The following is a 24823-nucleotide window of genomic DNA, read 5'->3' on the forward strand; positions in this document are numbered from 1 at the left end:
ATTGCCGAATTAAAAGGAAGCTCTTGATCATATTATAGTGTCTATATTAAGAGCTACTCAAATTGGGAGAATAATAAATTTTAATTATTACTCAATGCGCTTGTAGGTTCAGAGTGATATTTGCTTAGAAATTCCTCACCTTTCTTTCCTCCATCACTTCGTTGAATTTTGTTCATATAACCATCCCACCCTGGAAGTTTATCGAGATTTCCTGACGCAATAATCTCTTTTGTCTTTTTTTCATGAGCCTCACTTATTTTGTCAAATTCTTCCCTTTTGCCAATGAATAAATTTACTCCTATTCCTTTTTCTTCGGCTGCTTTAACAAATTCAATGATTTCTTGTTCTGGAGTATTATCAGGGAAAAACGCAACAAGTTTAGGTGTATAACCAGGAGCTGCATTTGTAGGATGAGCAATTGCTTCGAGAGTCACATCCCTTATACAATTCATTTCTTCTTTGGTTGCATTTTCTGGTATTTTGATGACCCAACTATCGGGATAAAATTTATTCTCTACCGAAAATTTGGCGCCCGATTTTTTAGATACAAAATCAACATGTAGTGGCGTAACCTTGCCTTTATCATACATTTTTTCAAAAAAAATTTTATTAGGCTGAATTTCAAATAATAAGTTGGGGTGTGCCTTATTCGTCACAGCCAATGCTGCTAACAGTTCTTCATATCGTTCTTTTGCAGCTTTCTTTTCTTCATCTATTTTTGATTGCATAAGTTTCTCGAAGATGGATCATAGTTTACATAAGTATATACCACTTAAATCGTTTATACCTTGTCAATAACACATCAAAATTCACTTCATTTTGATTTATTGATTAACCGATAAATCAATAAAGCTGCGCGTTGAGTTTGAGTTGTAAGTGAAGGAATGTCTAACGTTTCACTCACCGAATGTGCCCCTGTACCTACAGGACCTAAACCAGCCAAGGCCCCATTGACTATGGAAGCAATATGGGAAATATCACCTGCACCTCTGATTCCTGGATCAAGAGGAAGTACCATTCCTTGTCCTAGGTTTTCACTGACCATGCTGTATTGTCTTAATAGTGATTCATTAGTGACAGTAGGTGGCATGCTTGGAATCCCATCTTGGAATTTGATGGAGGCTGTAGTTCCAGGCAGATGATTGGCAACAATGTCGGTTATTTTTTTCTCGGCGTCATTTTTTTGATCTTCGGTAATAAAGCGTAAGTCTCCGTTTGCTAAGGCACTTTTGGCAATGACATTTCCTTTGCCAAAGGCCTCTCCTTGGCTGTTATTTTTATTGTTAATCGTGGTGCCACCTAAAATTAGTCCGGGACTAAATGTTAAAAATTGTTCTTTACTCAGCTGGGTACGCATCGTATTTAAGATCCGTGTTAACTCAAAAACAGCACCATAACCTGCTTTTTTTTGAAAAATCTCTGATGAATGTGCCTCATTGCCGTGGGCTTCCAATGTCCAGTGGGCTATGCCTCTGCGCGCAACGGTTGCGGTATCTGGTGTAATTGACCACTCAAAATCTAAGGCAACATCACATTTTTTTGCTGCATCAATTAAAGGCTTTCTTGAAATTGAGGTAGGCTTCCCAGAATCTTCTTCATCACCGGTTAGGATAACTGTTATATTCGCATTATCTAGCGCTTTTGCTTCGTGCAACGCTTTTAATGCATAGAGAATAACAACTATACCCCCTTTATCATCGATAACTCCTGGACCTGTTGCAACCGAACCTTTATGTTCAAAATGTTGAAACGGGCTTTTTGCAGGAAATACAGTATCCAGATGTCCAATTAAAAGTAGTTTTTTGCCTTTATTTCCACTGTGTTGCGCAATCAAGGTTCCTGCTCGATGCAGCGCGGGTGGTTCATTAACCCAATAGGTTTTAAAGCCAAGTTGATCAAATTTTTTGCGTAGAATGTTCCCTACTTGATTAATTCCTTTAAGGTTTGTCGCGCCGCTGTTGATATTAACTAATTGCTCCAATAAGGAAAGTTGCTCTTGAGATTTGGTCGTAGTGTATTGAGTTATATTTTTTTCTACTGGAGTGAGATTATCCGCGTTTGCGATTTGGTTGAGGAATAGAAAAAAAATACAGCCGAGCCTTCTCATTATAGATTCCCAATATGTAAATTATTGACTTGGGAGCAATCATACACTGCTTTGAACAACAGACCCTAAAAGTTATGAAATTTAATAATTCATTTTTCTGATGCTAAAAATTCAAGAGTTAGCGTGCAGGGAACATAACCTTGTTTTGAAGTCTCCACAAGAATCTGATCACAGCAATTTACGAGTGCGGCAAAATCCTGAGAGTTATCCCCTTGATGCAAAAGAAATGAAGCCGAAGCTCGAAATAAGGTCAGGCTTGAGACCAGTTTCTTGGCATCAATTTGTCCACTCATGAGAGTCTCAACAGGAATTTTTCTTTTTATTTGTTGTTCTACTAGTTTTGCGATCGCGTAATAATTTTGAAAAAGTTCTTCGTTTTGCAAATAGTCGCATGCTTCTTTGAAATCAACAATCCCAAAATATTGGGCTGTTGAACTGAATCCAATCAGTTTGAGTTGAGGAAAGATATACCATATCCAATGACTTTGTTTGCGTCCTGCTTTGAGCTCATTATAAGCCTGCAGGAATGAAGTATACATTTCTTGGCCTTGTTGGGCCTTGATAAAGCGTTGAATAGTGCTCATCAGAAAGTACCTTAATTTAAAGCGCCATAAGAATTTTATAGCATCATAGAGGGTTAACGTACAGTAATATGACAATGATGATGCAATGATTTATTAATGGACAGGATGATTTTAATAAAATAAAATATGACTTCTTTTTATGCAAAAATAGTGGTGAGCGACGCAAAGGAGGTTAGGAAGATGAGTCTAGTTGATAACAGGATTGTAAAAGCTTCCTTTAGAGAAAACCCAGTAGAGGAAAGAAAATTGTTTCCTCAATCCTCATGCCTTATGCCAATTAGTGTTGGACAATCCATTCATGAGGGTGAAAAATTTGCAGCGGTTATTAAACTGATTAATGCCTCATTTCAACAGTGTACCATCCTTGTTGATGATAGTGTGCAACGTCATACAATGGGCATTATGAATCATGCGACTTCGGATGAATTACATCAACTCGCTGTCAAAGAAGGTGATGATTGGTTAAAGCGAAATGAAATGGCTTACAATCAATTAACCATCCCTTTTGAGATCATGCGTTGGGATGATTGGTACAACAGTCAGAATTACATTAACAGTCATGTACGTGTTCAAAAGGAATATGCTTCCAATGAATCGTTTCGTCATGCAATTCATGCCAACATTGATGATTTTTTAACACGATATCTGAGTCGATTTTCTAGAGAAGATGTAGACTCTGAACGGGCATTTCGGCTTTGTCTTGATTATTTGATTGAAGAATGTTCTGTGATGTGTCTGTGGACAGAAAAGGCATATGATTTCGAAGTTTATCCCAGTGGTCGAAACAAAGCGATGGCGGCTACTTATGAATATTTAATAAAACCTCACTATCCAAACTATTTAAGACCGGTTGCACTCCGATTTAAGAAGTATCCTGCGAAAACAACAGGAGAGAATTTGAGTATGCTCCAAGAAATTGCTCAGATAAGTGAATCGGTGGCGTAGTGGCGTAGCCTGGGTGCAGCAAAGCGGAACCCGGGATCAAGAATTCATTTATTTCCAGAAAACCCCGGGTTCCGCTTTGCTGCACCCAGGCTACAAAATATCGGATTAATGAGGTGTTTTAACTTTGATCCATTTTTTAATTTCAGATGTCGTTTCATCAATTACTCTAAGAACTTGCTGATACAATTGTTCCAGTAAATCACGTTGTCCTGATTTCCAATAGTTTTCAAGATATTGGCATGCTGTTTTTATCCGAGTGGCACCAACGTACACTACGCCTCCCTTAATTTTATGTGTCAGTTTTTGGGTTTGTTCCCAGTCGCCTTGATCATGTGCTTTTTTTAGCAGAGCAATATCTTCCACAAGAGAGTGATTGATCATGAGGTTAAGTATGTCATAGAGTGTATCTTCTGTACCCGTAGTTTTAATTCCTTCTTCAACATCAAACAGCGGGAATTTAGAAAGATCAAAAAGCTGTTCTTCTGCTGTAGGTAAATCAAAAACACCTTGGATAGGGGGGATTCCTTTTTCTTTTTGTATGGAAGGAATAAACGAGTTCAAAATATCACAACATTTTTCTTGAGTTAGCGGTTTACTGATCACGGCATTGATACCTGATTCAATACATCGTTGTTTGTTTTCATCCCCCACATGGGCGGTAAGCGCGATGATAGGGGTATGATATTTTTTGGCAACTTCATGTACACGAATGTAGTGAGTTACTTGATAACCATCCAAATCAGGTAAACCAATATCCATAAAAATCAAATCGTACCTGTTTTTCTTCCAAAGTTGTAAAGCAGATTGTCCATCAACCGCCAGATCGACTTGGCAGGCGCACTGATTCAACATCGCTTTTGCTATGGTTTGCGCCACAGTATTGTCTTCAACGAGCAAGATACGATGTTTGAATGATTTTATCGATGAGTCTGGAGAAGGGATGTTCGTTGCAGTGTTTTGTTCAAGACTTGATATATTGAGTCCAAAATCTTTATCAATGCCGGTTTCGTCTTCCAAAAGTGCGGTTTTTAAGGGAATGATACAAGTGAACGTTGTTCCTTTGGCAACAGTACTCTCGACATATATTTCTCCATCTAATTCATCAATAAACTGTTTGATTACAGCAAGGCCTAAACCTGCTCCTTTATAAATTCCTTTATACGAAGGTGTTAAGCGCTTGAATTGCAGAAAAATTTCCTGTTGCTTGTCTTGGGGAATTCCCATGCCACTATCTTCCACGACAAATTTGATAACCACGTCACGGTTTTCTCGTTTCGCCAGTTTGGCTGTTAGTTTCACAAACCCAACATCTGTAAAATTCAATGAATTAGAAATCAGTTCCAGTAAAATTCTATGGATGCGAATAGGATCTCCGATAAAGAATCTGGGAATATCGGGATCAAATTCCAGAGATAAAGTCAGACGTTTAGAGGATGCTTTGGCTTTATTCAGCTCAATCACATGTTGCGCTATTTTTTGTAAAACAAATTTTTTCCTTACTTTGGGTATTTCACCAGAACTTACATGAATCGCTTCAAGTACATCATCCATAAAATCAAGCAGGGCATGGCCTGATGCGACCAGATTCTCCGAGTATTCCTTAATACGAGGATTTTCTGCTTCAGATTTGATGATGTCTGCAAATCCAACGATGCCGGTGAGTGGTGTGCGAATGTCGTGACGCATATTCTCAAGAAACTCTGTTTTTGCCAGACTGGCTGCTTCTGCTTTTTCTTTTGCAATCTTGAGCTCCGCTTCAATTTTTTTTCTGTCGGTGATGTCAATGGAAATCCCTAATACTCCGGTAATTTCCCCTTTTCTATTGCGCATTGGCGATTTATGACTTAAAAAAATGGCATCTTTACCCGCTACTAGCGCTTTTTCTTCAATAATTTCAGTTTCACCAGTTTGCATGATATGAAGATCATTTTGGCGAAATAATTCGGCTTGATTCTTACCCCAAGGTAAATCAAAATCGGTTTTTCCTACGATTTCATAGCCAAATTGAAACCCCGCACTTTGAGCTTGTAGGTTATTGCATCCTAAATACACTCCGTTTTTGTCTTTCCAATAAACGTGCCCAGGCATATTGGCCAAAATGTTTTCTAAGGTGGATTGTGTTTTTTCTTGGCTTGAACAGAGATCTGCCTCTTGTTTTTTCCGATTGGTTATATTTAATGATATGCCAATAATGCCCGCGACATTGCCTTTTTCATCGTGTAGGGGCGTTTTACGGGTTAATACGACCACTTGTTCTCCAGTCGCTATGGTCCCAATTTCTTCCAACTCCAATGGAGAATTAAGTGCCATTACCCTTAAATCATTATTACGAATTGTTTCTGCAGAGGCAGCCCAAGGCATTTCAAAATCTGTTTTTCCAATTATGGATTTCATCCCGGTCATTTCCAGCATCGCATCATTACCGCCTAAATAAACTCCATTTTTGTCTTTCCAATAAATGCTTCCTGGTAATGATTTGATGATGCTTAAGATAAGGGAAGAATTTTCCGCAGATGAAGCTGAAGTAGGGGGCTCCTTGGAATGATTGGTTTTGATTTTATTACGTTTCTTTTCTGACATAAGTTGCTCTCTTTATTTTTAAAGTTATAGACCTAATATTCAACACGTACAAGATAAACAACTCATATTTTCAATAAATGCATTAAAGTGGGGTTTTATTAGGATCTGTTTACAGATCCTCTCTTGCTTAATGAGCTGCCAGGGTCTTTAATAAATAAATGTTTATTTACTTGGAGCACCAAAATGTCTGTGAGTAAAGAATGCATTAAGCTGTTGCAAAATTTAGTGGATCAATATGGACAAAATGGAAAGAAAGATAAAGATTACTCATTGCTCTATCCTTTATTAAAAGAATTGTTGTTTCTCGTACTACAAAATAAAAAAGATCATAAAGACGAACGGATTACTGGTTTTCTCAGTTCCTCTGCATTGATTTTGGAAGAAAATCCCTGTTTTGCACAGGCATGCAGACTATTTTTAATTGCCTATCAAGAAATCACCCATGCTTTAGATTCGATGTTGGATGTTGAATTAAAGATTCAACCCGAATTGGATGCGTCATGGGGTAAGCAACTTGAATCAGAACCCAATACCTCTCATAAACACTCTCTTTTTTTCATTGAATTACAAGAGGCTATTGCTAGAAGGGCGCTGCGTATGGCAGAAAAAGAGTCAAAAACTTGGGAAATACCTAATTTAAAGTAGTCAAGAGTTCAATGAAGTATGGACAATTATTGAGTGACGGTAATTTTCAGATACAAGCCATGGGTTAATAAATTTTGATTGTTTCTTTGAAACTTAGTTTGTTCTATGTAGCCAAAATCAAATGATGCGGCTTTTGAAAGTTGTCGTTCTAGACCAAAAAAGAAACGGTTTTCTGCAAAAAATTTATCACTTACCCATGATGGATGATTGAAATTAAAGAATCCTTCATCGAAGGTTGAAAGTGAATATTTGGTATTCTGAAAAGGAATTTTGAGAGCGATTTGTTCCCGCAAACGTGTTGCCCATTCAGCGTATAAAGTATTTTTGCGTTCCTCAAGTCGAGAGCGATTCGATATATTAAAGAATTTAGAGTGATGTATTTTCCAAAGAAATTGCTGCCACAATACATTTTCATGTGCAACAACACCTTGGGTATTCTCTGATAAAAAATAGGCATAGCCAATATAGGGTGTAAAATTAGGTGTAATTTGATATCCAGCACCAGAATAGAGATGCGCTTCATCCAGCCCATAGCGATCATCAATGAGGATCAACCTTGGTTCCAGATAATATTTCCATTGTTTGTATTCATTTACAAACGGGCCAATAAAGATTCCTGTCAACCAAAAGGTGCCGAAATTTTGTGTATTTGCAAAACTTGTTGAGCATATAGAAATCGAAAATAATAAATAAAAAATCCTTCGAATATTTAAGTTCTTAATCGATTCCATAAGCAGGTGCATCCTTATGATTTTATGTATACTGATTTATCCTAAAAGCGCACGAATTATTTTTAATTTCAATTGGGTATAGGGCATGTATTTAATAGGTAGTTCAAACCAAAAAGGTTTTTTTAAAATACTTTTGAAGTGACTGAATGTTTTAAAACCTGCCTCACCATGATAACTGCCCATACCGCTTTCCCCTACACCACCAAATGGGAGGCGTGAGTCACAAATATGCATGATCACATCATTAATACACCCACCTCCGAAAGAAACCTCATGTAAAATTCGTGTTTGTACTTTTGAATTTTTTCCAAAAATATAAAGGGACAGCGGTCGCGGACGTAATTTGATTTCTTGCAGGACAGGATCTAGATCAGTAAAAGGAATAACGGGTAAAATTGGCCCAAAAATCTCTTCTTTCATGATTTCATCTGTAAAACTGACATCCTTAAGAATGGTTGGCTCAATATAATTTTCTGTATCAATGACCTGTCCACCAGTGAATAATTTATTCGGATCAATGAGTTTTTTTAAACGTTGTAGATGCTTTTGATCGATAATGCGTACATAGCTTTCGCTCTCAAGGGGATTAGGGCCAATAACCTTGCTGATTTGGCTTTTAAGCTCTTCCAACAAGGGTTGATAAATCTTTTCCTCAACCAAAAGATAATCAGGTGCAATACAGGTCTGTCCGGCATTTAAAAACTTCCCCCATACAATTCGCTGCGCTGAAATTTTTAGATCTGCATCAGCAAAAACAAGGCAAGGGCTTTTGCCGCCCAATTCTAGGGTGATAGGAGTCAAGTGTTCCGCAGCAGCCTTAGCAACAATTTTGCCTACTGTGGTACTGCCTGTAAAAAATATTTTATCAAAACGTGTGTTAAGGAGCTCTTGTGCGACATCAACGCCGCCTTCTACAACATAAAGATAAGCTGGATCAAAATTTTGATTGATTATTTTTGCTAGAGCGGCTGCCGTATTCTGAGGCAACTCACTTGGCTTGATAATACTGGTATTGCCTGCTGCCATGGCTGCAATTAAAGGAATTAACGTGAGCTGATAAGGGTAATTCCATGCTCCGATAATCAACGTTGTGCCATAAGGTTCTGGCAGGATGAAACTTTTTCCTGGTTGGTTCACCAGTCCGGTTCGTGTTGCTTTGGGTTTAGCCCATTTATGTACGGATTTAACTGCTTTATCAAGTTCATGATAAATTAGGGCAAGCTCAGTTAAATATGTTTCAAATTGAGATTTTTTTATATCTGCATAAAGTGCTTCAGAGAGGAGTTGTTCATTTTGTTTGAGGATGGTTTTTAATTTCTGAAGCTGCTGTTTACGAAAATCAATCGCTTTCGCTTTTCCCTCCGCTGCAAACTTTCTCTGCTCTTCAACAACCGTGTGGATCTTCATGAATGGGCCCCTGCATAAAAAGTTGTTATTTATCAGTAGCTAAATCATTCCATTCTAGTTAAATCCTTAAGGCATAGCTAGAGAATTCATATTCTTTTCCGTTAAGGTTTTCCTGGGCGTGAGCATTGACTTCGCGGACAACCCGTCAAATTAATGAAGAAATGTGGGACAATTTCCCCCTCACTATCCTCTCTCCCCCAGAGTGGAGAGGGGATGGTGGTGAAATACTATAAACCTCCTCGCCCGCACAAGAGATTTTGATTAAATAGAGTATTAAATCGCGGGAGAGGGTTAGGTGAGTATATATTTTGAGATTCTTAGCTTAAGGCGATGGAAGTTTGCTTTTTGAATTTAAAATTTCATCCTGTAATTCCATAATTTTCTCCATGTACATTTCTTCTGTACTCAATTTGTCCTTACATAATGCTTTTTCTGCAGGTGTCATTCTAAGTAACAATTGAATGTAAGCATCCGTTGCGGTTTGTGTTTGCGATGAAAAAGTTGTTGACAAGGTACCTTTGATAACAAGATCAATCAGATTTGGGTTAATCGAATGAGATGAATCAGATTGGCTTTTATTTTCGGCATCTTCTTTCAGTTTTTTTAGAGTTGTATTCATTATTTGGAGAAACTGAGCTAATCCAGTAATTGGATTGGTTATTCCTAGTGAAACAGCACGAAGGATGCTCATGCATTGCTCTCTGCATGAGTTTTCTAATAGGTCATCCAGATCATTAACAAATGGAGGTAACTCAACAGTTGAGTTTAGACTGTCCATAAAATGAGTATCAGATAATAAACTCTTATGTTTTTCCCCCGTTTTGCTATTTTGAAAAATGGTTTTATCAAGTAACGAGGGGGTCAGACTACTATGACATGCCTCAGAAATGCTTATATTTTTTCGTGTTGTACGTCCTTTCCCATGTTGCAATGAGGTATGACCGTATGTCGGCACGATCCCTGTTTTGTAATAAGCAATTAAGGTATAAAAAAATAAATCAACACGTCGATTAGCGTGTTCAATAATATTTTCTTTTGATAGAGTAAGAAGCGCATTTTGATCATGATGTTGTGTTGCTAAGAAAAAATTTGAACGAGGCAATTTGAGTGCAGCACTGTAATTGTCTTTATAATCAAAACGATGTCTTTTTTTATCTGCAAATTGTACGCGTTCTTCGGTTTTTAATTTTTTAAAAAAATGAGAACTAGGTCCTTTCGCAAAAGAAGCGGGAGTCGTTTCTTTTTTGGGGGGCGTAATCACTGGTGTCATTTTTTTTGCTGAGGGCACTGTTGGAGATAGAGAAGTTTTAAATGTGGGGCTAGTTTGTCGTACAGGTTTATCAAACCTGAATAGTCGCTTCATCATAAATACCTCCGAGATTATGGCTAAAACGTTACAATTATTTCTCAAAGTGTTTCAAGAATTATCTTTGCACGAAGCGACTTCATTTGACAAGGGGAGCCGTTAGATTATTTCCGATTTACGAGCTCTTTTTCTTATTCGTTTTTTCGGTGGTTTTTTTCTTTTTCATGCTCTCTTTCAAAAGAGCAATAAAATCAACTACATCTGCAGAACTTTCTTCAGCAATTTCTGAAGCCTCCTCTTCTTTGATAACTGGTTGTTTGGCTATTTGTTGATCGAGCCATTTTTTCAATGTCTCACGGTATTCATTATGATATTTTTCTGGCTCCCATTTAGTAGTCATTTCATCGATTAAAGTAACCGCCATTTTTATTTCCGATTGAGAAATCTTATAAGTTTTAAATTCTTCTTGGGGAACATCCATTTCTTTTTCTTCGCGTATCTCATCTTTAAAATGAATTAAGTACAAAAGTAGGGCATGTTGATGAGGGAGAATTAAACAAATAGATTCTTTTGTGCGGATAATGACTTTAGCAACGCCTGCTTTATTTGTCTTTTTTAACGATTCCCTTAATAAAACATAAGCTTTTTTATTTTTACTTTCTGGAATGAGGTAATAAGGCTTTATTAAATAAAGGCTGTCAATTTCCTGAAAATCAACAAATTCTTCAATGTTAATTGCTTTAAATAAATCGGGACTGGCTTTTTCAAACTTTTTTTCATCAACAACGATGTAGCGATCTTTTTCAAATTCAAATCCTTTTACTATTTGATCCCAAGGAACTTCCTTACCGGTTTTTTCGCTAACTCGTTGATAATGAACTCTTGATTTCGTTTTTTTATCAAGCAAATGAAATTTGAGCTCATCTTGCTCCTCAGTGGAATACAAAGAAACCGGTATAGAAACTAGGCCAAAAGATATCTCGCCTTTCCAAAATGATCGAGGCATTTCTTCATCCTTTAATTACATTTCTTATTAAAGAGTAGACCATTTTTAAACGCCATATAGGGATAGAGCCTGTCTAAAGGAAGTTGAGTGGAAATTCTAAGTATTTTTCTTAAACTTAAAATAATCAGTGTGTGAGAGGAGCGGCGCATGGGTATCGAGCCTTATCGTAAAAAAAGGAATTTTAATAAAACTCCTGAGCCCAGTGGTGTGGTTTCTTCTGCAAAGGATTATTTATTTGTGATTCAAAAACATGCAGCAAGTCATCTTCATTATGATTTTCGTCTTGAGTTAAATGGGGTTTTACTCAGTTGGGCTGTTCCTAAGGGCCCATGTTTTGATCCTTCTGTAAAACGGCTCGCAATGCATGTAGAAGACCATCCTATTGAGTACGGATATTTTGAAGGAATAATACCTAAAGGCCAATATGGTGCAGGCAATGTGATGTTATGGGATCAAGGCATCTGGAAACCTCTTGATACTGATCCTGAAAAAGCATATCAATCAGGACACTTACGCTTTGAATTAGAGGCCAAAAAATTAAAAGGACGCTGGGATTTGGTGCGTTTTAAAGATGAAGAGCATTGGTTTTTAATTAAATTTAAAGATAAATTTGCTCGAAAACTGGAGGAGTATGATGTGACTGAAGAAGAGCCGGATAGTGTGCTGACGAATCTTTCCATTGATGAAATAGGGGCGCAATATAGTCGGATCAACAAATTGAATAAAAAAAATAACGTAAAAAAAAACTGAAAAATAAACAACCACCAGAACTTGCTAATCATTTAAGTGTCAGCTCATTTCCCGGTTTTGTTGCCCCTCAATTGGCTACGCTGGTAGATAAAGCTCCGGAGGGCTCAGATTGGGCCCACGAAATAAAATTTGATGGGTATCGAATTATGGCGTTGATTCATAATGAACATATCCGCTTAAAATCACGTAATAACAAAGATTGGACTAATGATTTATCCTCTGTAGTCGATGCACTTCAAGAATTGGCTTTGCCTCAAGTCATATTCGATGGAGAAGTCGTTTTACTTGATGAACATGGGAAATCTGATTTTCAATTATTACAAAATACAATTAAATCAAATACTAAGGCTCCGTTTATTTATTATCTGTTTGATATTTTATATTTCGATCAATTTGATTTAAGGACATTGCCTTTATTAAAACGTAAGGCTATTTTAAAAAATTTATTAGAAGGACAAGATAAAACACTTCGTTTCAGTGATCATATTATCGGCGAGGGTGGTTTTCTTTTTCATCGCGCATGCGAGCTTGGGCTTGAAGGAATCATTTCCAAACAAATCGATAGCCCTTATATATCAGGGCGTAGTAAAAGATGGCTTAAGATCAAATGCTTAATGCGACAAGAATTTGTTATTTGTGGCTACTCAGTGCCAACGGGCTCTCGTAAATATTTCCGCGCTTTGTATTTAGGAGTTTATAATGAGCAAGGAGAACTGGACTATACAGGCAATGTAGGGACTGGTTTTACAGAGTCATCGCTTAAGGACATTTTCTCTCGATTGCAGAAGCTTATAACAAAGCAAAATCCTTTTAATCAAGAAATACCAGACTCTAAAGGAGTAGTTTGGGTGCAACCCCAATTAGTGGCAGAAATAGAATTTACCCATTGGACCGAACGAGGTCATTTACGTCATCCCAGTTTCAAAGGATTGCGTTTGGATAAAAAACCTAAAGACGTGTTTCGTGAGCAAAAAGTTATGTTGAACAAGAAAGACGAAAAAATGCAAAAACAGGCAACTAAAAATGCCAAAGCCCATTCCTTCAAAATATCACATCCCGATAAAGTGCTTTATCCCGAAGACGCGATTACAAAAAAGGATTTATTGCATTATTACGAGTATGTTTGTGATTACATAATGCCGTTTATAAGTAATAGACCTTTATCATTACTACGATGTCCCGAAAACTGGCATGATTGCTTTTTTCAACGTCATTATATTGATTCAACACCAAAAGTTTTAAAAGCTGTCTCCATAGAGGCTAAAGAAGGCAAAGAGGAAAAAGAACCCTATGTTTATTTAAATACAACAGAAGGGCTTTTCAGTTTGGTGCAAATGAATGTTTTGGAAATTCATCCGTGGGGAAGTCTCATTACCCATATAGAAAAACCCGACTTTATAGTATTTGACTTGGATCCGGGCCCATCTGTAACTTGGGAGGGAATGGTGAAAGCCGCTTTTGAAATTAGGAAATACCTTGATGAATTCAAATTAACTTCGTTTGTTAAAACAACTGGAGGTAAAGGGTTGCATGTAGTGGTACCTATTGAACCTGAATATCATTGGGATGAAGTAAAAAATTTCACTCAAGTGTTCGCGGGGTTTATGGAGCAAGTTAATCCTGAGAAATATACGAGCACGATGAGCAAAGCAAAACGAAAAGGCAAAATATTTGTCGATTTCTTACGAAATCAACGAGGTGCTACAGCAATTGGTCCTTATTCTACAAGAGCGCGTCTTCATGCTCCTGTTGCTGTTCCTATTCATTGGGATGAGTTAAGTAAAGAGAAACGGGATACTGAATTTACAATTAAAACATTACCCACGCGATTAAAGAGATTAAAAAATGATCCATGGGAAGATTATTGGAAAATAAAACAATCTTTGCGTTTGAATTCAATTCTTTGAATGGTTTTTTATTGTAGCCCGGATTACGCTGCGCTAATCCGGGCTGTAAACTGAGGAAACAACTATTTAATACCCTCACCCTAACCCTCTCCCGCATGCGGGAGAGGGGATTTACGTTGATTTTGTTTGTTTTGTGCAACCGGTTTGATAGGTAACATTTCAAACCGGGCTGATAGGTAACAGATTTAAGATGCTAGGGTCTAAAAATTTTATCTACTCTAGCATCAACAAGACCTAATTTTAATTTTGAAAAATAGAGAATGGCTCGCTCATTATCTATCCAATTCAAGCCCACAGGTTCCCCCTGTAACAACTCAGACACATAATATTTTTTCCCAAAGCATTTAATCTCACCATTAGTTCTAACTTTTCTAATTTCGAAATGAGACGGATAAGAAACCTCGGGCATGCTATCAAAATAGGTTCTTTGAGAAGCATGATAAACATCTGCGGGTCTTTTACCCTTTAACGCTTGATGAGGTCGCTCATGATTATATTCATTTCTAAATGCATCAAAACTTTTTTGTTGTTCTTTAAAATCTGCTTTAGGTGGCGAGGCCACTGCTTCTTTTAGAGTTCGGTGCATTCGTTCGTGCCGCCCATTTTGTTCTGGATGGCCCAGCTCAATACGCTCAGGCATAATCCCTAGTTTCAACCACCAAATGGATAAAGAAGTCAAAGCACCAATACCTAGGCCTGCAAAAGGTTGGCCATTATCTGTTCTAATTGCGTCAGGCAAACCATATTCAATAAATGCTTTTTTAAAGCCTTCCATTGTTTCCTTGAGTCGCGGCCCAGGTAAGCCGTCACATACCAATAAAAATCGACTGTAATTGTCTGTTATCGTCAGTGGATAACAATACGGTTTCCCTACTCTAAATTGTCCTTTAAAATCAGCACTCCAAATATGATTAGGAGCTTCACATTCAGAAAAAGGTTCTGTGTGAGCGGCTACTTTTTTTCTATATTTTCGCGGTTTAACCAATCCGGTTTTTTTTAAAATATCTCCTATTGTACTGGCTGCAGGCCATTCTTCCTGGGGCTCATTGAGTAACAACCAATCTCTTAACTTTACAGGGCCCCATTTAGGATAACGATGCTTAAGGGCAATTAGGCGGCTCTGCTTGTCGTAAGAGGTGACATTCGGATGGTGATGACGAGCGTGAGATCTTCGCTTTAATGCATGCTCTCCCTCTTCTTGATAACGATTTATCAGTTTATAACCTGTTTTACGACTAATTCCATATCGTTTACACAAGTCTGTGAAGTCAAATTCTTTTTTTAGCCAATCACCAATAAATTTTAATTTCTCAGTTTCCGCTTGTGTATTCTGCCATATCATCGGTAACACCTTTTTCTCCTAAGAAAGTGTTACCTATCATCCCGGTTTAAAGTGTTACCAGTCTACCCGGTTTGTACCGAAGAGATCCCTTCTCCCTACAAGGGAGAAGGTGCCCGTAAGGGCGGATGAGGGATACACTATTTGTCAAAAAGAAGATTTCTTTGCTGTACTTTGTTACGCTGCTGGAATGAAACAGAAAAATTAATAACAATAGCGCTGGATCTTTATTATGAAAATAAACTTAAAGCATTATCTGCAAACAATAAAAGTTGATCCTATACCCACCGGTGCCGCACATGAGGAGAGAATTAATTTTTTAAAAACCATCTATTTTGCTCATGTTAAGACTTTTCCATATACGAATTTTGAATTGAGAAAAATTTCCAGACAGCATCCTATCCAAAGAAACTCTTTATCTTTCTTTAGTTATAAGAACTTACTTACTGCAGAGCATGGTGGATATTGTATGCAAACGGCTGGCTTACTATTTGATGCCCTATCACAGCTAGGATATACGGTTTCATTTTGTGCTGCACGCGTTCTTTTGGGAGCGAATGTCAATGCACCAGAAGTACTTCAACTTCCTCCGACGCATCTCATAGTAACGGTGCAAATTGATGATCAAAAATTTCTCTTAGATCCCGGACTTGGTTCTTCCGCCCCCCGATTTCCAATACTCATTACAGGAAAAGATGAGTCGATTGCTCAAAATGAAGATGAATTCAAGTTTTATTCTATTGATGACACTTATGTGCTCGAGAAAAAAACAAGACAGGGATGGCTTCGCTTAATGCAGACTGATTTATGCCCCATAAGCCAAGAAAAAGCAGCAATGAATTTGCTCAAACTGGAACGACATCCTGCTTTAATTACAATACGCGATTCTAAAACCGTAATTGGAATCATTACGGAACATGGTCGTAAATCATTAGTTTGGGATGTCCAATCAAAACAATTGAAATTTTCAAAAAATGAGGGGGATGAGTACACTCAAAAAATTGTAACTGGTTTTGAAGAAGGTTATCAAATGCTTGTTAACGAATTCGGTATTGATCATATTTCCGCCGAAACTTTAGAAACATACTGTATAGAAACCGTCTTACCACAGCCAATAGAACCTTGGACAATTGATTTTCCTTTAGATCAATTGGAATTGGAAAAAATGGAAAAAAATTTAAGACTTTAAAGTCTTTCACCCTCTTGGCTGCTCGGCCGTGAATGAAAAAATATGCTATACTTAATAGCAAAATATTAAACAAACTGATTGATTTTTATAATACGAAAGAGGAGGAAATTTGACTCCTGGGAAGGAGTTGTCAGTTCAAGGAGAGAAGCCATGGACGATAGAAATCATGATGATGTACGCCAGCGTATTGTTGCTATAAATGGCAAACCCTTTTCACAAAATATTGCTTTAAAAGGCATGGATTATATAGAGCACGAGTTCAAAAAGAAAATGGAATTACGTGAATCGATTAATGCAGAAAAATTAAAGCACTACACCACCATTTTTAATCCTTTAGCGAAGCTCATTTATGAGGATAAAGAGGCTCAAAAAAGTCTTAGGGAATTAAGAAAACTATCTGAACACTCCAAGACTAAATTGGTTTTACCAACTTATCCTAAAATAAAACCCAAAATAAAGAGTGGCTCATTACTCATTGTGACCGCTCCTCCTTATGATTTTGATTGGACCTTTGATTCTTTAGTTCATGATAATACGGGAGGCCAAGCAGAAGCATCAAAAGCAGATGGTCGCTTTATAGCAGACTATAGTGTTTTTAGTGGCGGTACCGCATTAGGCGCTTCCGGTGTAGGGATATTTTTCAGACCGATTGCCGAGAGTACCTGGGTTCGTTTTTCACCCTTTATAAAATACAGTTTTGCATGGCACGATTGGTCCAATTTGGGTCCCACAGCACATAGTGATGGTTTTCTTGCAATTCGGATCATCAGTTTTGATTTTAATGGAAACGATGTCCGTATTGAACAAGATCCACGATTTCAACTATGGAGTGATGGAACAGGTTGGTCTGAAGATCACTCAAACTCAGACGATGACGAATTATTCCCCGTTGCACAAAGTACACTTTATTTTCAAGCAACGAGTGACCGTTTATATAACTTGTGGATATGGGGTTATTCTGACGGCGATGGAACTGATGGTGATATTTTTTGGAGTAACTCCTGGGGAAGCCTGAAAGTATTTGTACCGTTCGCCACAATTGAGCAATGGAGTTAGGCTCGTCATTAGACTCACCTCAATTTGATAATTGATAAGGATTTCATATGTTAACGCCTACTAAAATTCAAAATGAAGAGCAGAATGCCGTACAAACAGTCATCCAAAACGTTACCAAACAGCGAACTGCTCTGGCAAAACAGCAAGAAGAATGTGACCGATTCATGTTTGCTCGACAAAGAGCAGCTAAGGAGTTCAAACACAATTTATTTGAAAAAGCAATCCATGCTGCCGGCATGGATCCAGAAGAATTAATTCAGCGACAAAAAAAGGATGCCGAGTCAGTAATGAGATTTATTGCAAAGCAAAAACAAACGATTTTGTCACAATCATCGTTAAATAACAGACAAAATGAGCTAAAAAACAAAGCGCGTTTGCAGCGTTGGCAGCAAATATCATCTCACAAGTTGATGCCAACAGAGCAGTCCATTGTCCTCACTTTGGATACTGCCGCAGAAATTTTGCTTTCGGATGAAGGAACAACCTCTATTGGAGCCAATAATAATCTTGCCTTCACTAAAGCATTTGTTTCATCTGGGGGGTATCTTGGAGGACCTATTACTGGTGATTTAGTTTATGTTGACTGGCTCTTTGTATGGTCACCTCCACGCAGTGGACGTTTGGATGCAACCTCCTTTTTAACGATGAATGGTACAAGCACTCTTTTGACCAATTCCACGTGCGATGGAGGAAGCTCATCATCCAGTATTAATGGTTCGATGACTTTGCATCAAGGCAACGTTGAAGACTCCTCATCTACGGATATATTTGATTCTGAGGTTTCTTCGTCTTGGGGCGATTCACTTGGTGCAGCAAACACCATCGCGCTTGATGAAACTGATGTAGTAGGGTACAGGCCCACCCAATTTCCGGTGGTGGCGGAAACACCTATTGTTATTACGGTAAGTGCATCACTCTATGTTTCAGTATTCAATGGTCAAGCGGAGCTGGATTTTATGACTGGTGATTTTCGTCTCAACGTTCCTTATGTTTTTCTGCAGTTAATATGACATAGGAATGCACTCATTTATGTGAACGTGAGCGTGCCCGGAAAAACTCGTGAGTATAGACACGATTCGTAACCAGAGATATTGCCTTTTCGGACACGCTCACGGGCACGCAAACGTTTACGTATATAAAAGCTCTCATTGTGTTGTTGTAGTTTGAGAAATTTCTTACACGAATATGAGATAAAAAAGCGATGATAATTTAGAACATTTTGCTATGCTTAATTCAACGAGGAATGACAATGGATGTCTTAAAGGGAATTTATAGCATCATGGAAGACGCTATACCACAAGGATGTGGTTACTCTCCTCGTATTAGTCTGCATATAAGTCTGATTATGCCCATTAGTCAGACTTAATCTTTTTTACCCTAGATTCGTTAGCCCTTCAGTTTGAACCCCTTTACTTATTTTATTTCGATTTATTTTTTATCAACTTATATATTTTTTAAGAAGTAGTTTTATTTAAATATCACTGAGATTAAATTAAGCCCTTGGAGTTCAAATTATAGCTTGACTAAAGGTCATTTATAGTACATCTTATGTCAACTTTACCCTCTCGAACCAAAAGATGATCATTAGTGAGCTATTTAACTGGCTTCATGGCAAAGAGGAATCGCGACCTCTTTCCAATCCCTTCCTGTCCCTAGATCTTCTCGAATCAGAGCGAACACAAGCAAAGATAAAAAACCGAAAGCTTTTGGCTGATATACGTCTTGCCAAATTCAGTAGCCAAGACGCAAGTGATCTCATCGACGCATTGGAACAACATAATCTGTTTATGGATTATCTTAAGTTTTGCAAACAAAAATTTGCTGAAGATGCAAAAAATTCTTTATTTTTAATTACATTCAAATATTTGTTATCTAAATCGCAACTGGAAACACCGTATTTAGGCGCTAAATGGAATGAGTTATTTTTCGCTTTATTACAAGAAGATAGAGATAACACTCTTTCTTTTTATCAAGACAATGAGGCGTTATTTAAAAATCATCCTGAAATTCAAAAACGAGTGGCACTTGAGTTACATGAGCAAAAACGTAATGAAGAAATTAAACGAATTAAAAATCATTTAGTCCATTTAAGTGAACAATTATCCAATCAAAAAAATCCCTTGGGAATCATTGGATTATGTAGAGAATGGGTTAGTGACACTGAATTGTTCGCTGCATTAATACTTTGGCTTTTACAGCGCGACGTCAGCACGGAAAAAATTCTGCAAACTTACTTACTTCATGATTTCCTTAAATATTACTTATTTACTTTGTACTCAGAAGAGAATGAAATTTTTCACTTATATGCGCTACTCAATCACTTTCCTGAAACCAAGCTTCTCGTAGAAGCAGCGAAACAAATACGTAGTGATGAGGAAGCATTTCAGCAGTATGCACTTGATGGAACTCAAAGTAAGAGCGAATTACAAAATATCCCTCAAATCGTTCCCCCATTACAATTTTCTTTAAAACCAAGCAATTTTTTGGCGTTACACAAACTCTTTGGCAAATCATTCCTCCTAGCAGCAATTACTTCCGTAGAAGAAAAAAATTTAAAATGGTTACACGTTTTGAGCCGTACCTTGAATTCTCCCCCAATTATTGAACGTGAATTGTCTGCAATTATTAATAGTGTTGCTCGAGAATACTCCCCTCAAACTTTAGAGTACCTAGCTCATTTAATCGATGATGAAACCGCACAACAACTCCTATCCAATAATGATGGTGCTGTGTTTTATCTATTGCCTTATAAACCTAAACTTTTTGACCATGTCAATGAAGAAAATGTGACACGATTTATTCAACACATCACGATAGGATATACTGCCGACCCCGAAATTATTTTCCAATTGATGGCATTATTTTTGATGTTATCCAAGCAAAAAAATCCTCTAACCCAACTCGTATTTGAGGCAATTCTTGATAACTTGGCACTCCACCCAATGCTGTTGGAAGACGAGAAATTAATACGTCAGTTAAGAAAATACCCAGATTGCGGGAAAATCATTGACCAAAAAAGTGGAGCAATAAAACAACAACTCAATGCGTGCATTATCGCTCAAGCCAGTGAATCTACATTTACTAGCCACAACTATAACCTCATTGAAGATACCTGGCTTGATGCAACTCGGAAACTTACAGTATTTGATTTAATCAAACCACAAGCAAAGTTCAATCTCAACAATAAATATGCTCTGCAAGCAAAAACTGCAGAAGTTGCTTTCCTTTGTCATGGAGACCATTTTGATTTAAATGCATTCATCGATGCGCTGTCTTTGCCTCCAGTGATTGCTGATGAAGTTAGCGAGTATGAACGCATTTTGGTTGAAATTTTTGCTGTCATCGATAATGAATCCATCAGAAATCAGATAATTAAACAATTAGAAAGCCCACCCGTGCAACGGCTTAATTGGGTGGAAAAAGAATATGAAGGTAAAACAATTTTCACTAAAGCGGCGCAACATGCCAATCTTGGTTTAATCACGCTATTGGAAGATCAAATTGCCCCAGAAGCATTTAACAAAGCGATAAGAACTGCAGCAAGAGCAAATCAATGGAGCGCTGTAGATCACCTATGTCGAAATAACAAAGCGCAGTTGACCCAAGATGAGCTTGAAAAAATCATTTTCCGGGCAGCAGAGCATGGCCAACTAAAAATTATAAAGTATCTTTTAAACACTTATGATTATGAACCATCCCCAACTAAACTAATTAGCATTCTTAATGCGGCCATTACCAATAATCAACTGAATGTTATTCAGTTTTTCTATAATTCTTCAGATAATCTGCCAAATCAATCAGGAATTAATAAGCTGTTTCATGCAGCGATTGAACTAGGACACTGGGATATCGCCCTACTTATTGCTCATTCAGAACAACATGCCCCCTCTCGTACTTCCATCGAAAAAGCATTGAACCAAGCAGCAGATGCCATGCAGCTGGATGCAATGAAAGCGCTTTGCCATGTACCAACGAATACTCCTCGAGCGCAGGTCATTCAGAGCTTATTTGTAAAAGCCTGCCAAGTAGGAAATTTACCCATGGTTCAATGCCTTCATGAGTTACCTGAAAAATTACCCCCAGCACCCCTTGGGGAAGGATTAACACAAGCGAGCGTCAAAGGGCATATGGGGGTCATTCGCTATTTATGCAATTCATCGAATCCGCCAAACCAACCTTTAATAAATCAAGGACTTATAGCTGCAGCAAAAGCAGGACAGCGAGCACCGGTAGAATTTTTTAGCTCCATGACTACCAAAAATAAACCAACCCAAAATGGTGTAAAAGACGCATTGCATGAGGCCGTTAAAAATAACGGGCTAGAAACATTTACTGCACTATGTCGCTCACAACAAAATCCTCCAAGTAGTTCGGCTATAAGAGAAGCATTTCTTCTTGCGGTTAAAGTTGGGAACCTGAATGTCATTGAATACGTAGGTACGAATGAAATGAATTCGCTCAATCGCCGTACGGTTGAAGAGGCATTAAAATTAGCAATAAAACATAAAAAACCAGAGACCACTCGCTATTTATGTGAACTTCCAACCAATGCACCCGATAAAAAATCGCTAAGAATCGCTGTTAATAAAGCTGTTGCAACAGGCCAAACTGCAGTTGCTGATTATTTACGTGAGCAATTGAAAAGTAAAGTAAGCACTCAGAAAAACAGTGACTCTGAATTCGATAATAGTTCAGGAACTGACAACGATTCAGAACTGACTAACGTTTTAGAACTTGATACTCACTCAGAAATCGACATAGAAATTGCAAGCAACCCAGAAGTGGATAACAGCGCAGAAAGGGATAACCGTTTAGCCATCGATAACAGCCCGGAAACTGAGGGGAACATCGAGCAGAATCAGGATACTGAGGTTGGAATACCATTAAAAAATCATGGGCTTTTTAAAACGAAAGCGCACCGAAATATACCATCAGCTGATTTAGTTGGAGCAATCGTTTTACGTTAATTACAAACGTTCCATTTTCAGGACAGAATTGAAGATTTCAGACAAAGAAGTTTAAGTTACCCACCTGCCTTGGGAGTAATCTGAGAGCCTATATTTTCATGCTGTGTCTCAAATTTCGTTTTTTCGTTAAATAGGGTCCACTTAAAATCATGAAAATCTCGGAATTTTCCCTGAGTAGCAGCCACAACATAGCCTATACCTGTATATCGAGCCACAAAATTACCTATAGATGCCATTTTGTCTGCAAAACTTCGATTTTCCTTTAAAATATTATTAGAAGGATTACTTAAAATGTTGCCTACATCTGTTTTAAAACTAGTTAAAGAACAACTAGCCTGTTGGAGTTGAAGACATGCAGCATCAAGTTGTGCTGCTGTCTTTAAAGATGCCCATGCTTGTTGATATGAAATTGATTCTTTGGCTTTCCTATCCTTAGCTAATGAAGCAAAGGCGTTATCTATCTCTTGATTTAGTAGCGCATCTGCAAAAAGATTCTCCTTATACGATTTAAGTGCCTTTGAAAGTTTTTGTTTTACTGGACCGTGTGTTACCTTTAGGAGTTCTTCTACGCCCATGATGCGAAATTCTTTTATTTCTTCCTGAATTGATTTTAAATATACTCCTTTTTGCTTATCGATTAAGTCTTTATAAAATGGCAAAGTATCTAATTTTATGCACCTAACCATATTCATATCATATGCGTAAGTATCAGTATGCGGATAATCTATAGGTAATGGTTTTAATCTCTCTTTTAAATATTTTCCTGTCTGAGAGTTTTGCATTTTTGACGTTTCCACCACCTGAGCATATCGTTCAATAATTGCATTTGCAACATCCAATTGATTTGCTCTTATTGCTTTTTCAAACAATTGCTCCTTCTTAAAAAGCCCTAGTTTTCCATTTTCTAAATCATCAGCATCTAGAGTCTGAATCAGTTTTATTGCTTCCGTAGGATTATCACCAATAAATTGAAAAGCCAATTCCGCTCTTAACTCTTCAATCAGTTCTCCTGCTCGTTGAGGTTCCTTAGCAGAAATATATTTCAAGCCTTGTGCTAAATCTCCATTCCCAAGCGTATCCTGAATTAACCGAACTGCCTTATGACTCTGATCATCAACAATATATTGAGCAACTAGTTCCTTCCATAACTCTTTAGTCAGTCTTTTTGCTTGCTTAGGATCTTTATTAGAAATATTTTTCAAGCCTTCTGCTAAATCTCCTTTCCCAAGCTCGTCCCGAATTACAAGAACCGCTTGCTCAGGTTCTTTCCTTTTAATATGTTGCGTCACTTTCGCTAGTGTTTGTTCAAATGGCATAGAAGCTCCAAGAAACCATATATATATAAGATATAGTACAAAATAATATCATTTTGTAACTTTTTTATATTTTTGACTATTGTTTAAATTAGACTAAGATTTATTTTCCTTTTTACTGATTGCAATCGATTAGATTTCAACAAAATCATCAAAAAGATGAGGCTGGATTTTTAAACTCAGAGAAGACTGTACTAAAATAAAAAATAGCTCTTATTTTATGTGCTAGAGATGTGAAAAATAAGGGAATTAAGAACTCAATCAGGGACAAAGCCTAACTGGAGATTTTTATGCCAGAATATTGCATTCAAGCCGCTATGTTTCGTTTACCGATCCCTTATTTTGATCGGTTTGTGCATGATTTTTGGATTTTAAGAGACCTGGAGCGGAATACGGTAATTGCACAAATTCATGGCCTGGCTACGTCAAGAAGCAATGGATACATTGTACCTATTGGATACAGTAGGGATCATAGTTTAAGGGCATACTGCATTACCTATGATCCCTCTTTCGCCATTCAATATGGCTTACAGCGTGGTAATTTTGCATTACCTATTCATGACTACTGTACGGTGTATCAAAAAGAAGATTGCGTGCAGCACTGGTTGAGGTCAATGAATGCAGTGAAAGCAATTAATGACTTGGATCTTGATTATCCTTTATGTGGATTCAAAATTCCTTTATCTGCGACCATCAACAGCAACTCCGTTTATCATACGTTTGCGCAAGTAATGGACATCCCCTTACATGCATTTGATGGTTTTTTCCATATTGGGTTAGAAGCATCTCTTTATGACCAAATTAAACATCGCTTATAAAATAATCGTACCGTAGCCTGGGTGCAGCGCAGCGTAACCCGGGATTCAGAGCATCGATGACCTTTTGATCCCGGGTTACGGCTTGCGCCTTCACCCAGGCTACGTATATGGACTCATCCGTTTTTGCAAGTAATTAGCTAGTGAAAAGTTTAGTATTTGCATACGTATATCCG

At 37.6% G+C, this 24823-nt stretch carries 19 protein-coding genes; 9 read left to right on the forward strand and 10 right to left on the reverse strand.

What is annotated here, in order from left to right:
• Positions 1 to 80 precede the first annotated feature (80 nt).
• The 3 genes from Lstg_RS08885 to Lstg_RS08895 all read right to left on the reverse strand — a co-directional run bounded on the left by Lstg_RS08885 (position 81) and on the right by Lstg_RS08895 (position 2691).
• Positions 81 to 728 carry a hypothetical protein gene (locus Lstg_RS08885; protein WP_058477312.1) on the reverse strand — a complete coding sequence of 216 codons (648 nt, stop codon included), beginning with the start codon at positions 726 to 728 and terminating at the stop codon, positions 81 to 83.
• 86 nt (positions 729 to 814) lie between these two features.
• A complete protein-coding gene (locus Lstg_RS08890; protein ID WP_058477313.1) occupies positions 815 to 2107 on the reverse strand; it encodes a M20/M25/M40 family metallo-hydrolase in 1293 nt (430 codons plus the stop codon).
• 89 nt (positions 2108 to 2196) lie between these two features.
• Positions 2197 to 2691 (reverse strand): DUF1810 family protein, encoded by a 495-nt coding sequence (locus Lstg_RS08895; RefSeq protein ID WP_058477314.1) that lies wholly within the window; start codon positions 2689 to 2691, stop codon positions 2197 to 2199.
• Between the two features lie 180 nt (positions 2692 to 2871).
• Here Lstg_RS08895 and Lstg_RS08900 point away from each other — a divergent pair, with 180 nt between their 5' ends.
• The gene (locus Lstg_RS08900; RefSeq protein WP_058477315.1) at positions 2872 to 3636 is read left to right on the forward strand and encodes a tRNA-dependent cyclodipeptide synthase; all 765 of its coding nucleotides are present in this window, start codon (positions 2872 to 2874) and stop codon (positions 3634 to 3636) included.
• 105 nt (positions 3637 to 3741) lie between these two features.
• Here the strand turns inward: Lstg_RS08900 and Lstg_RS08905 are convergent, their stop codons facing one another.
• Positions 3742 to 6216: a PAS domain-containing sensor histidine kinase gene (locus Lstg_RS08905; protein ID WP_058477316.1), complete on the reverse strand. Its 2475-nt coding sequence runs from the start codon at positions 6214 to 6216 to the stop codon at positions 3742 to 3744.
• Positions 6217 to 6399: 183 nt separating this feature from the next.
• Between Lstg_RS08905 and Lstg_RS08910 the strand changes: the two genes are divergently transcribed.
• On the forward strand, positions 6400 to 6861 hold the full coding sequence (locus Lstg_RS08910; RefSeq protein ID WP_058477317.1) for a hypothetical protein: 462 nt from the start codon (positions 6400 to 6402) through the stop codon (positions 6859 to 6861).
• 26 nt (positions 6862 to 6887) lie between these two features.
• Here Lstg_RS08910 and Lstg_RS08915 read toward each other — a convergent pair whose 3' ends face one another.
• The 4 genes from Lstg_RS08915 to ku all read right to left on the reverse strand — a co-directional run bounded on the left by Lstg_RS08915 (position 6888) and on the right by ku (position 11311).
• On the reverse strand, positions 6888 to 7592 hold the full coding sequence (locus Lstg_RS08915; RefSeq protein WP_058477318.1) for a DUF2490 domain-containing protein: 705 nt from the start codon (positions 7590 to 7592) through the stop codon (positions 6888 to 6890).
• A gap of 36 nt (positions 7593 to 7628) precedes the next feature.
• Positions 7629 to 8999: an aldehyde dehydrogenase gene (locus tag Lstg_RS08920; protein ID WP_058477319.1), complete on the reverse strand. Its 1371-nt coding sequence runs from the start codon at positions 8997 to 8999 to the stop codon at positions 7629 to 7631.
• A 322-nt stretch (positions 9000 to 9321) separates the two neighbouring features.
• A complete protein-coding gene (locus Lstg_RS08925) occupies positions 9322 to 10365 on the reverse strand; it encodes a hypothetical protein (protein ID WP_238585401.1) in 1044 nt (347 codons plus the stop codon).
• 115 nt (positions 10366 to 10480) lie between these two features.
• Positions 10481 to 11311 carry a non-homologous end joining protein Ku gene (ku, locus tag Lstg_RS08930; RefSeq protein ID WP_058477320.1) on the reverse strand — a complete coding sequence of 277 codons (831 nt, stop codon included), beginning with the start codon at positions 11309 to 11311 and terminating at the stop codon, positions 10481 to 10483.
• Between the two features lie 147 nt (positions 11312 to 11458).
• Between ku and Lstg_RS17880 the strand changes: the two genes are divergently transcribed.
• A complete protein-coding gene (locus tag Lstg_RS17880) occupies positions 11459 to 12061 on the forward strand; it encodes a DNA polymerase ligase N-terminal domain-containing protein (RefSeq protein WP_165481748.1) in 603 nt (200 codons plus the stop codon).
• Between the two features lie 71 nt (positions 12062 to 12132).
• On the forward strand, positions 12133 to 13968 hold the full coding sequence (ligD, locus tag Lstg_RS08935; RefSeq protein WP_238585402.1) for a DNA ligase D: 1836 nt from the start codon (positions 12133 to 12135) through the stop codon (positions 13966 to 13968).
• 193 nt (positions 13969 to 14161) lie between these two features.
• Here the strand turns inward: ligD and Lstg_RS08940 are convergent, their stop codons facing one another.
• Entirely contained in the window at positions 14162 to 15310 is a 1149-nt protein-coding gene (locus Lstg_RS08940; protein WP_058477321.1) for an integrase core domain-containing protein, read from the reverse strand.
• A gap of 229 nt (positions 15311 to 15539) precedes the next feature.
• On the opposite strand from Lstg_RS08940, the gene Lstg_RS08945 reads away from it, so the two are divergent.
• The 4 genes from Lstg_RS08945 to Lstg_RS08960 all read left to right on the forward strand — a co-directional run bounded on the left by Lstg_RS08945 (position 15540) and on the right by Lstg_RS08960 (position 22519).
• Complete coding sequence (locus Lstg_RS08945) at positions 15540 to 16496, forward strand: arylamine N-acetyltransferase family protein (RefSeq protein ID WP_058477322.1); 957 nt, start codon at positions 15540 to 15542, stop codon at positions 16494 to 16496.
• Positions 16497 to 16646: 150 nt separating this feature from the next.
• A complete protein-coding gene (locus Lstg_RS08950) occupies positions 16647 to 17552 on the forward strand; it encodes a hypothetical protein (RefSeq protein WP_058477323.1) in 906 nt (301 codons plus the stop codon).
• A 47-nt stretch (positions 17553 to 17599) separates the two neighbouring features.
• Entirely contained in the window at positions 17600 to 18562 is a 963-nt protein-coding gene (locus Lstg_RS08955; RefSeq protein WP_058477324.1) for a hypothetical protein, read from the forward strand.
• Between the two features lie 567 nt (positions 18563 to 19129).
• Positions 19130 to 22519, forward strand: a complete 3390-nt coding sequence (locus Lstg_RS08960; RefSeq protein ID WP_058477325.1) for an ankyrin repeat domain-containing protein — start codon at positions 19130 to 19132, stop codon at positions 22517 to 22519.
• 56 nt (positions 22520 to 22575) lie between these two features.
• On the opposite strand, the gene Lstg_RS08965 is transcribed toward Lstg_RS08960, so the two are convergent.
• The gene (locus tag Lstg_RS08965) at positions 22576 to 23835 is read right to left on the reverse strand and encodes a hypothetical protein (RefSeq protein ID WP_058477326.1); all 1260 of its coding nucleotides are present in this window, start codon (positions 23833 to 23835) and stop codon (positions 22576 to 22578) included.
• Positions 23836 to 24122: 287 nt separating this feature from the next.
• Between Lstg_RS08965 and Lstg_RS08970 the strand changes: the two genes are divergently transcribed.
• Positions 24123 to 24650: a hypothetical protein gene (locus Lstg_RS08970; protein WP_058477327.1), complete on the forward strand. Its 528-nt coding sequence runs from the start codon at positions 24123 to 24125 to the stop codon at positions 24648 to 24650.
• Positions 24651 to 24823: the final 173 nt, after the last annotated feature.

It is taken from the genome of Legionella steigerwaltii, assembly GCF_001468065.1.
Classification (GTDB): Bacteria; Pseudomonadota; Gammaproteobacteria; order Legionellales; family Legionellaceae; genus Legionella; species Legionella steigerwaltii.

Excerpts from the sequence above, each read along its gene's own strand:
- Lstg_RS08915 (WP_058477318.1), bottom strand. The coding sequence starts at position 7,592 with ATGGAATCGATTAAGAACTTAAATATTCGAAGGATTTTTTATTTATTA.
- Lstg_RS08965 (WP_058477326.1), bottom strand. The coding sequence starts at position 23,835 with ATGCCATTTGAACAAACACTAGCGAAAGTGACGCAACATATTAAAAGG.
- Lstg_RS08920 (WP_058477319.1), bottom strand. The coding sequence starts at position 8,999 with ATGAAGATCCACACGGTTGTTGAAGAGCAGAGAAAGTTTGCAGCGGAG.
- Lstg_RS08970 (WP_058477327.1), top strand. The coding sequence starts at position 24,123 with ATGCCAGAATATTGCATTCAAGCCGCTATGTTTCGTTTACCGATCCCT.
- Lstg_RS08925 (WP_238585401.1), bottom strand. The coding sequence starts at position 10,365 with ATGATGAAGCGACTATTCAGGTTTGATAAACCTGTACGACAAACTAGC.
- Lstg_RS08960 (WP_058477325.1), top strand. The coding sequence starts at position 19,130 with ATGATCATTAGTGAGCTATTTAACTGGCTTCATGGCAAAGAGGAATCG.
- Lstg_RS17880 (WP_165481748.1), top strand. The coding sequence starts at position 11,459 with ATGGGTATCGAGCCTTATCGTAAAAAAAGGAATTTTAATAAAACTCCT.
- Lstg_RS08910 (WP_058477317.1), top strand. The coding sequence starts at position 6,400 with ATGTCTGTGAGTAAAGAATGCATTAAGCTGTTGCAAAATTTAGTGGAT.
- Lstg_RS08890 (WP_058477313.1), bottom strand. The coding sequence starts at position 2,107 with ATGAGAAGGCTCGGCTGTATTTTTTTTCTATTCCTCAACCAAATCGCA.
- Lstg_RS08945 (WP_058477322.1), top strand. The coding sequence starts at position 15,540 with ATGAAAATAAACTTAAAGCATTATCTGCAAACAATAAAAGTTGATCCT.
- Lstg_RS08895 (WP_058477314.1), bottom strand. The coding sequence starts at position 2,691 with ATGAGCACTATTCAACGCTTTATCAAGGCCCAACAAGGCCAAGAAATG.
- Lstg_RS08905 (WP_058477316.1), bottom strand. The coding sequence starts at position 6,216 with ATGTCAGAAAAGAAACGTAATAAAATCAAAACCAATCATTCCAAGGAG.
- ku (WP_058477320.1), bottom strand. The coding sequence starts at position 11,311 with ATGCCTCGATCATTTTGGAAAGGCGAGATATCTTTTGGCCTAGTTTCT.
- Lstg_RS08900 (WP_058477315.1), top strand. The coding sequence starts at position 2,872 with ATGAGTCTAGTTGATAACAGGATTGTAAAAGCTTCCTTTAGAGAAAAC.
- Lstg_RS08940 (WP_058477321.1), bottom strand. The coding sequence starts at position 15,310 with ATGATATGGCAGAATACACAAGCGGAAACTGAGAAATTAAAATTTATT.
- Lstg_RS08955 (WP_058477324.1), top strand. The coding sequence starts at position 17,600 with ATGTTAACGCCTACTAAAATTCAAAATGAAGAGCAGAATGCCGTACAA.
- Lstg_RS08950 (WP_058477323.1), top strand. The coding sequence starts at position 16,647 with ATGGACGATAGAAATCATGATGATGTACGCCAGCGTATTGTTGCTATA.
- Lstg_RS08885 (WP_058477312.1), bottom strand. The coding sequence starts at position 728 with ATGCAATCAAAAATAGATGAAGAAAAGAAAGCTGCAAAAGAACGATAT.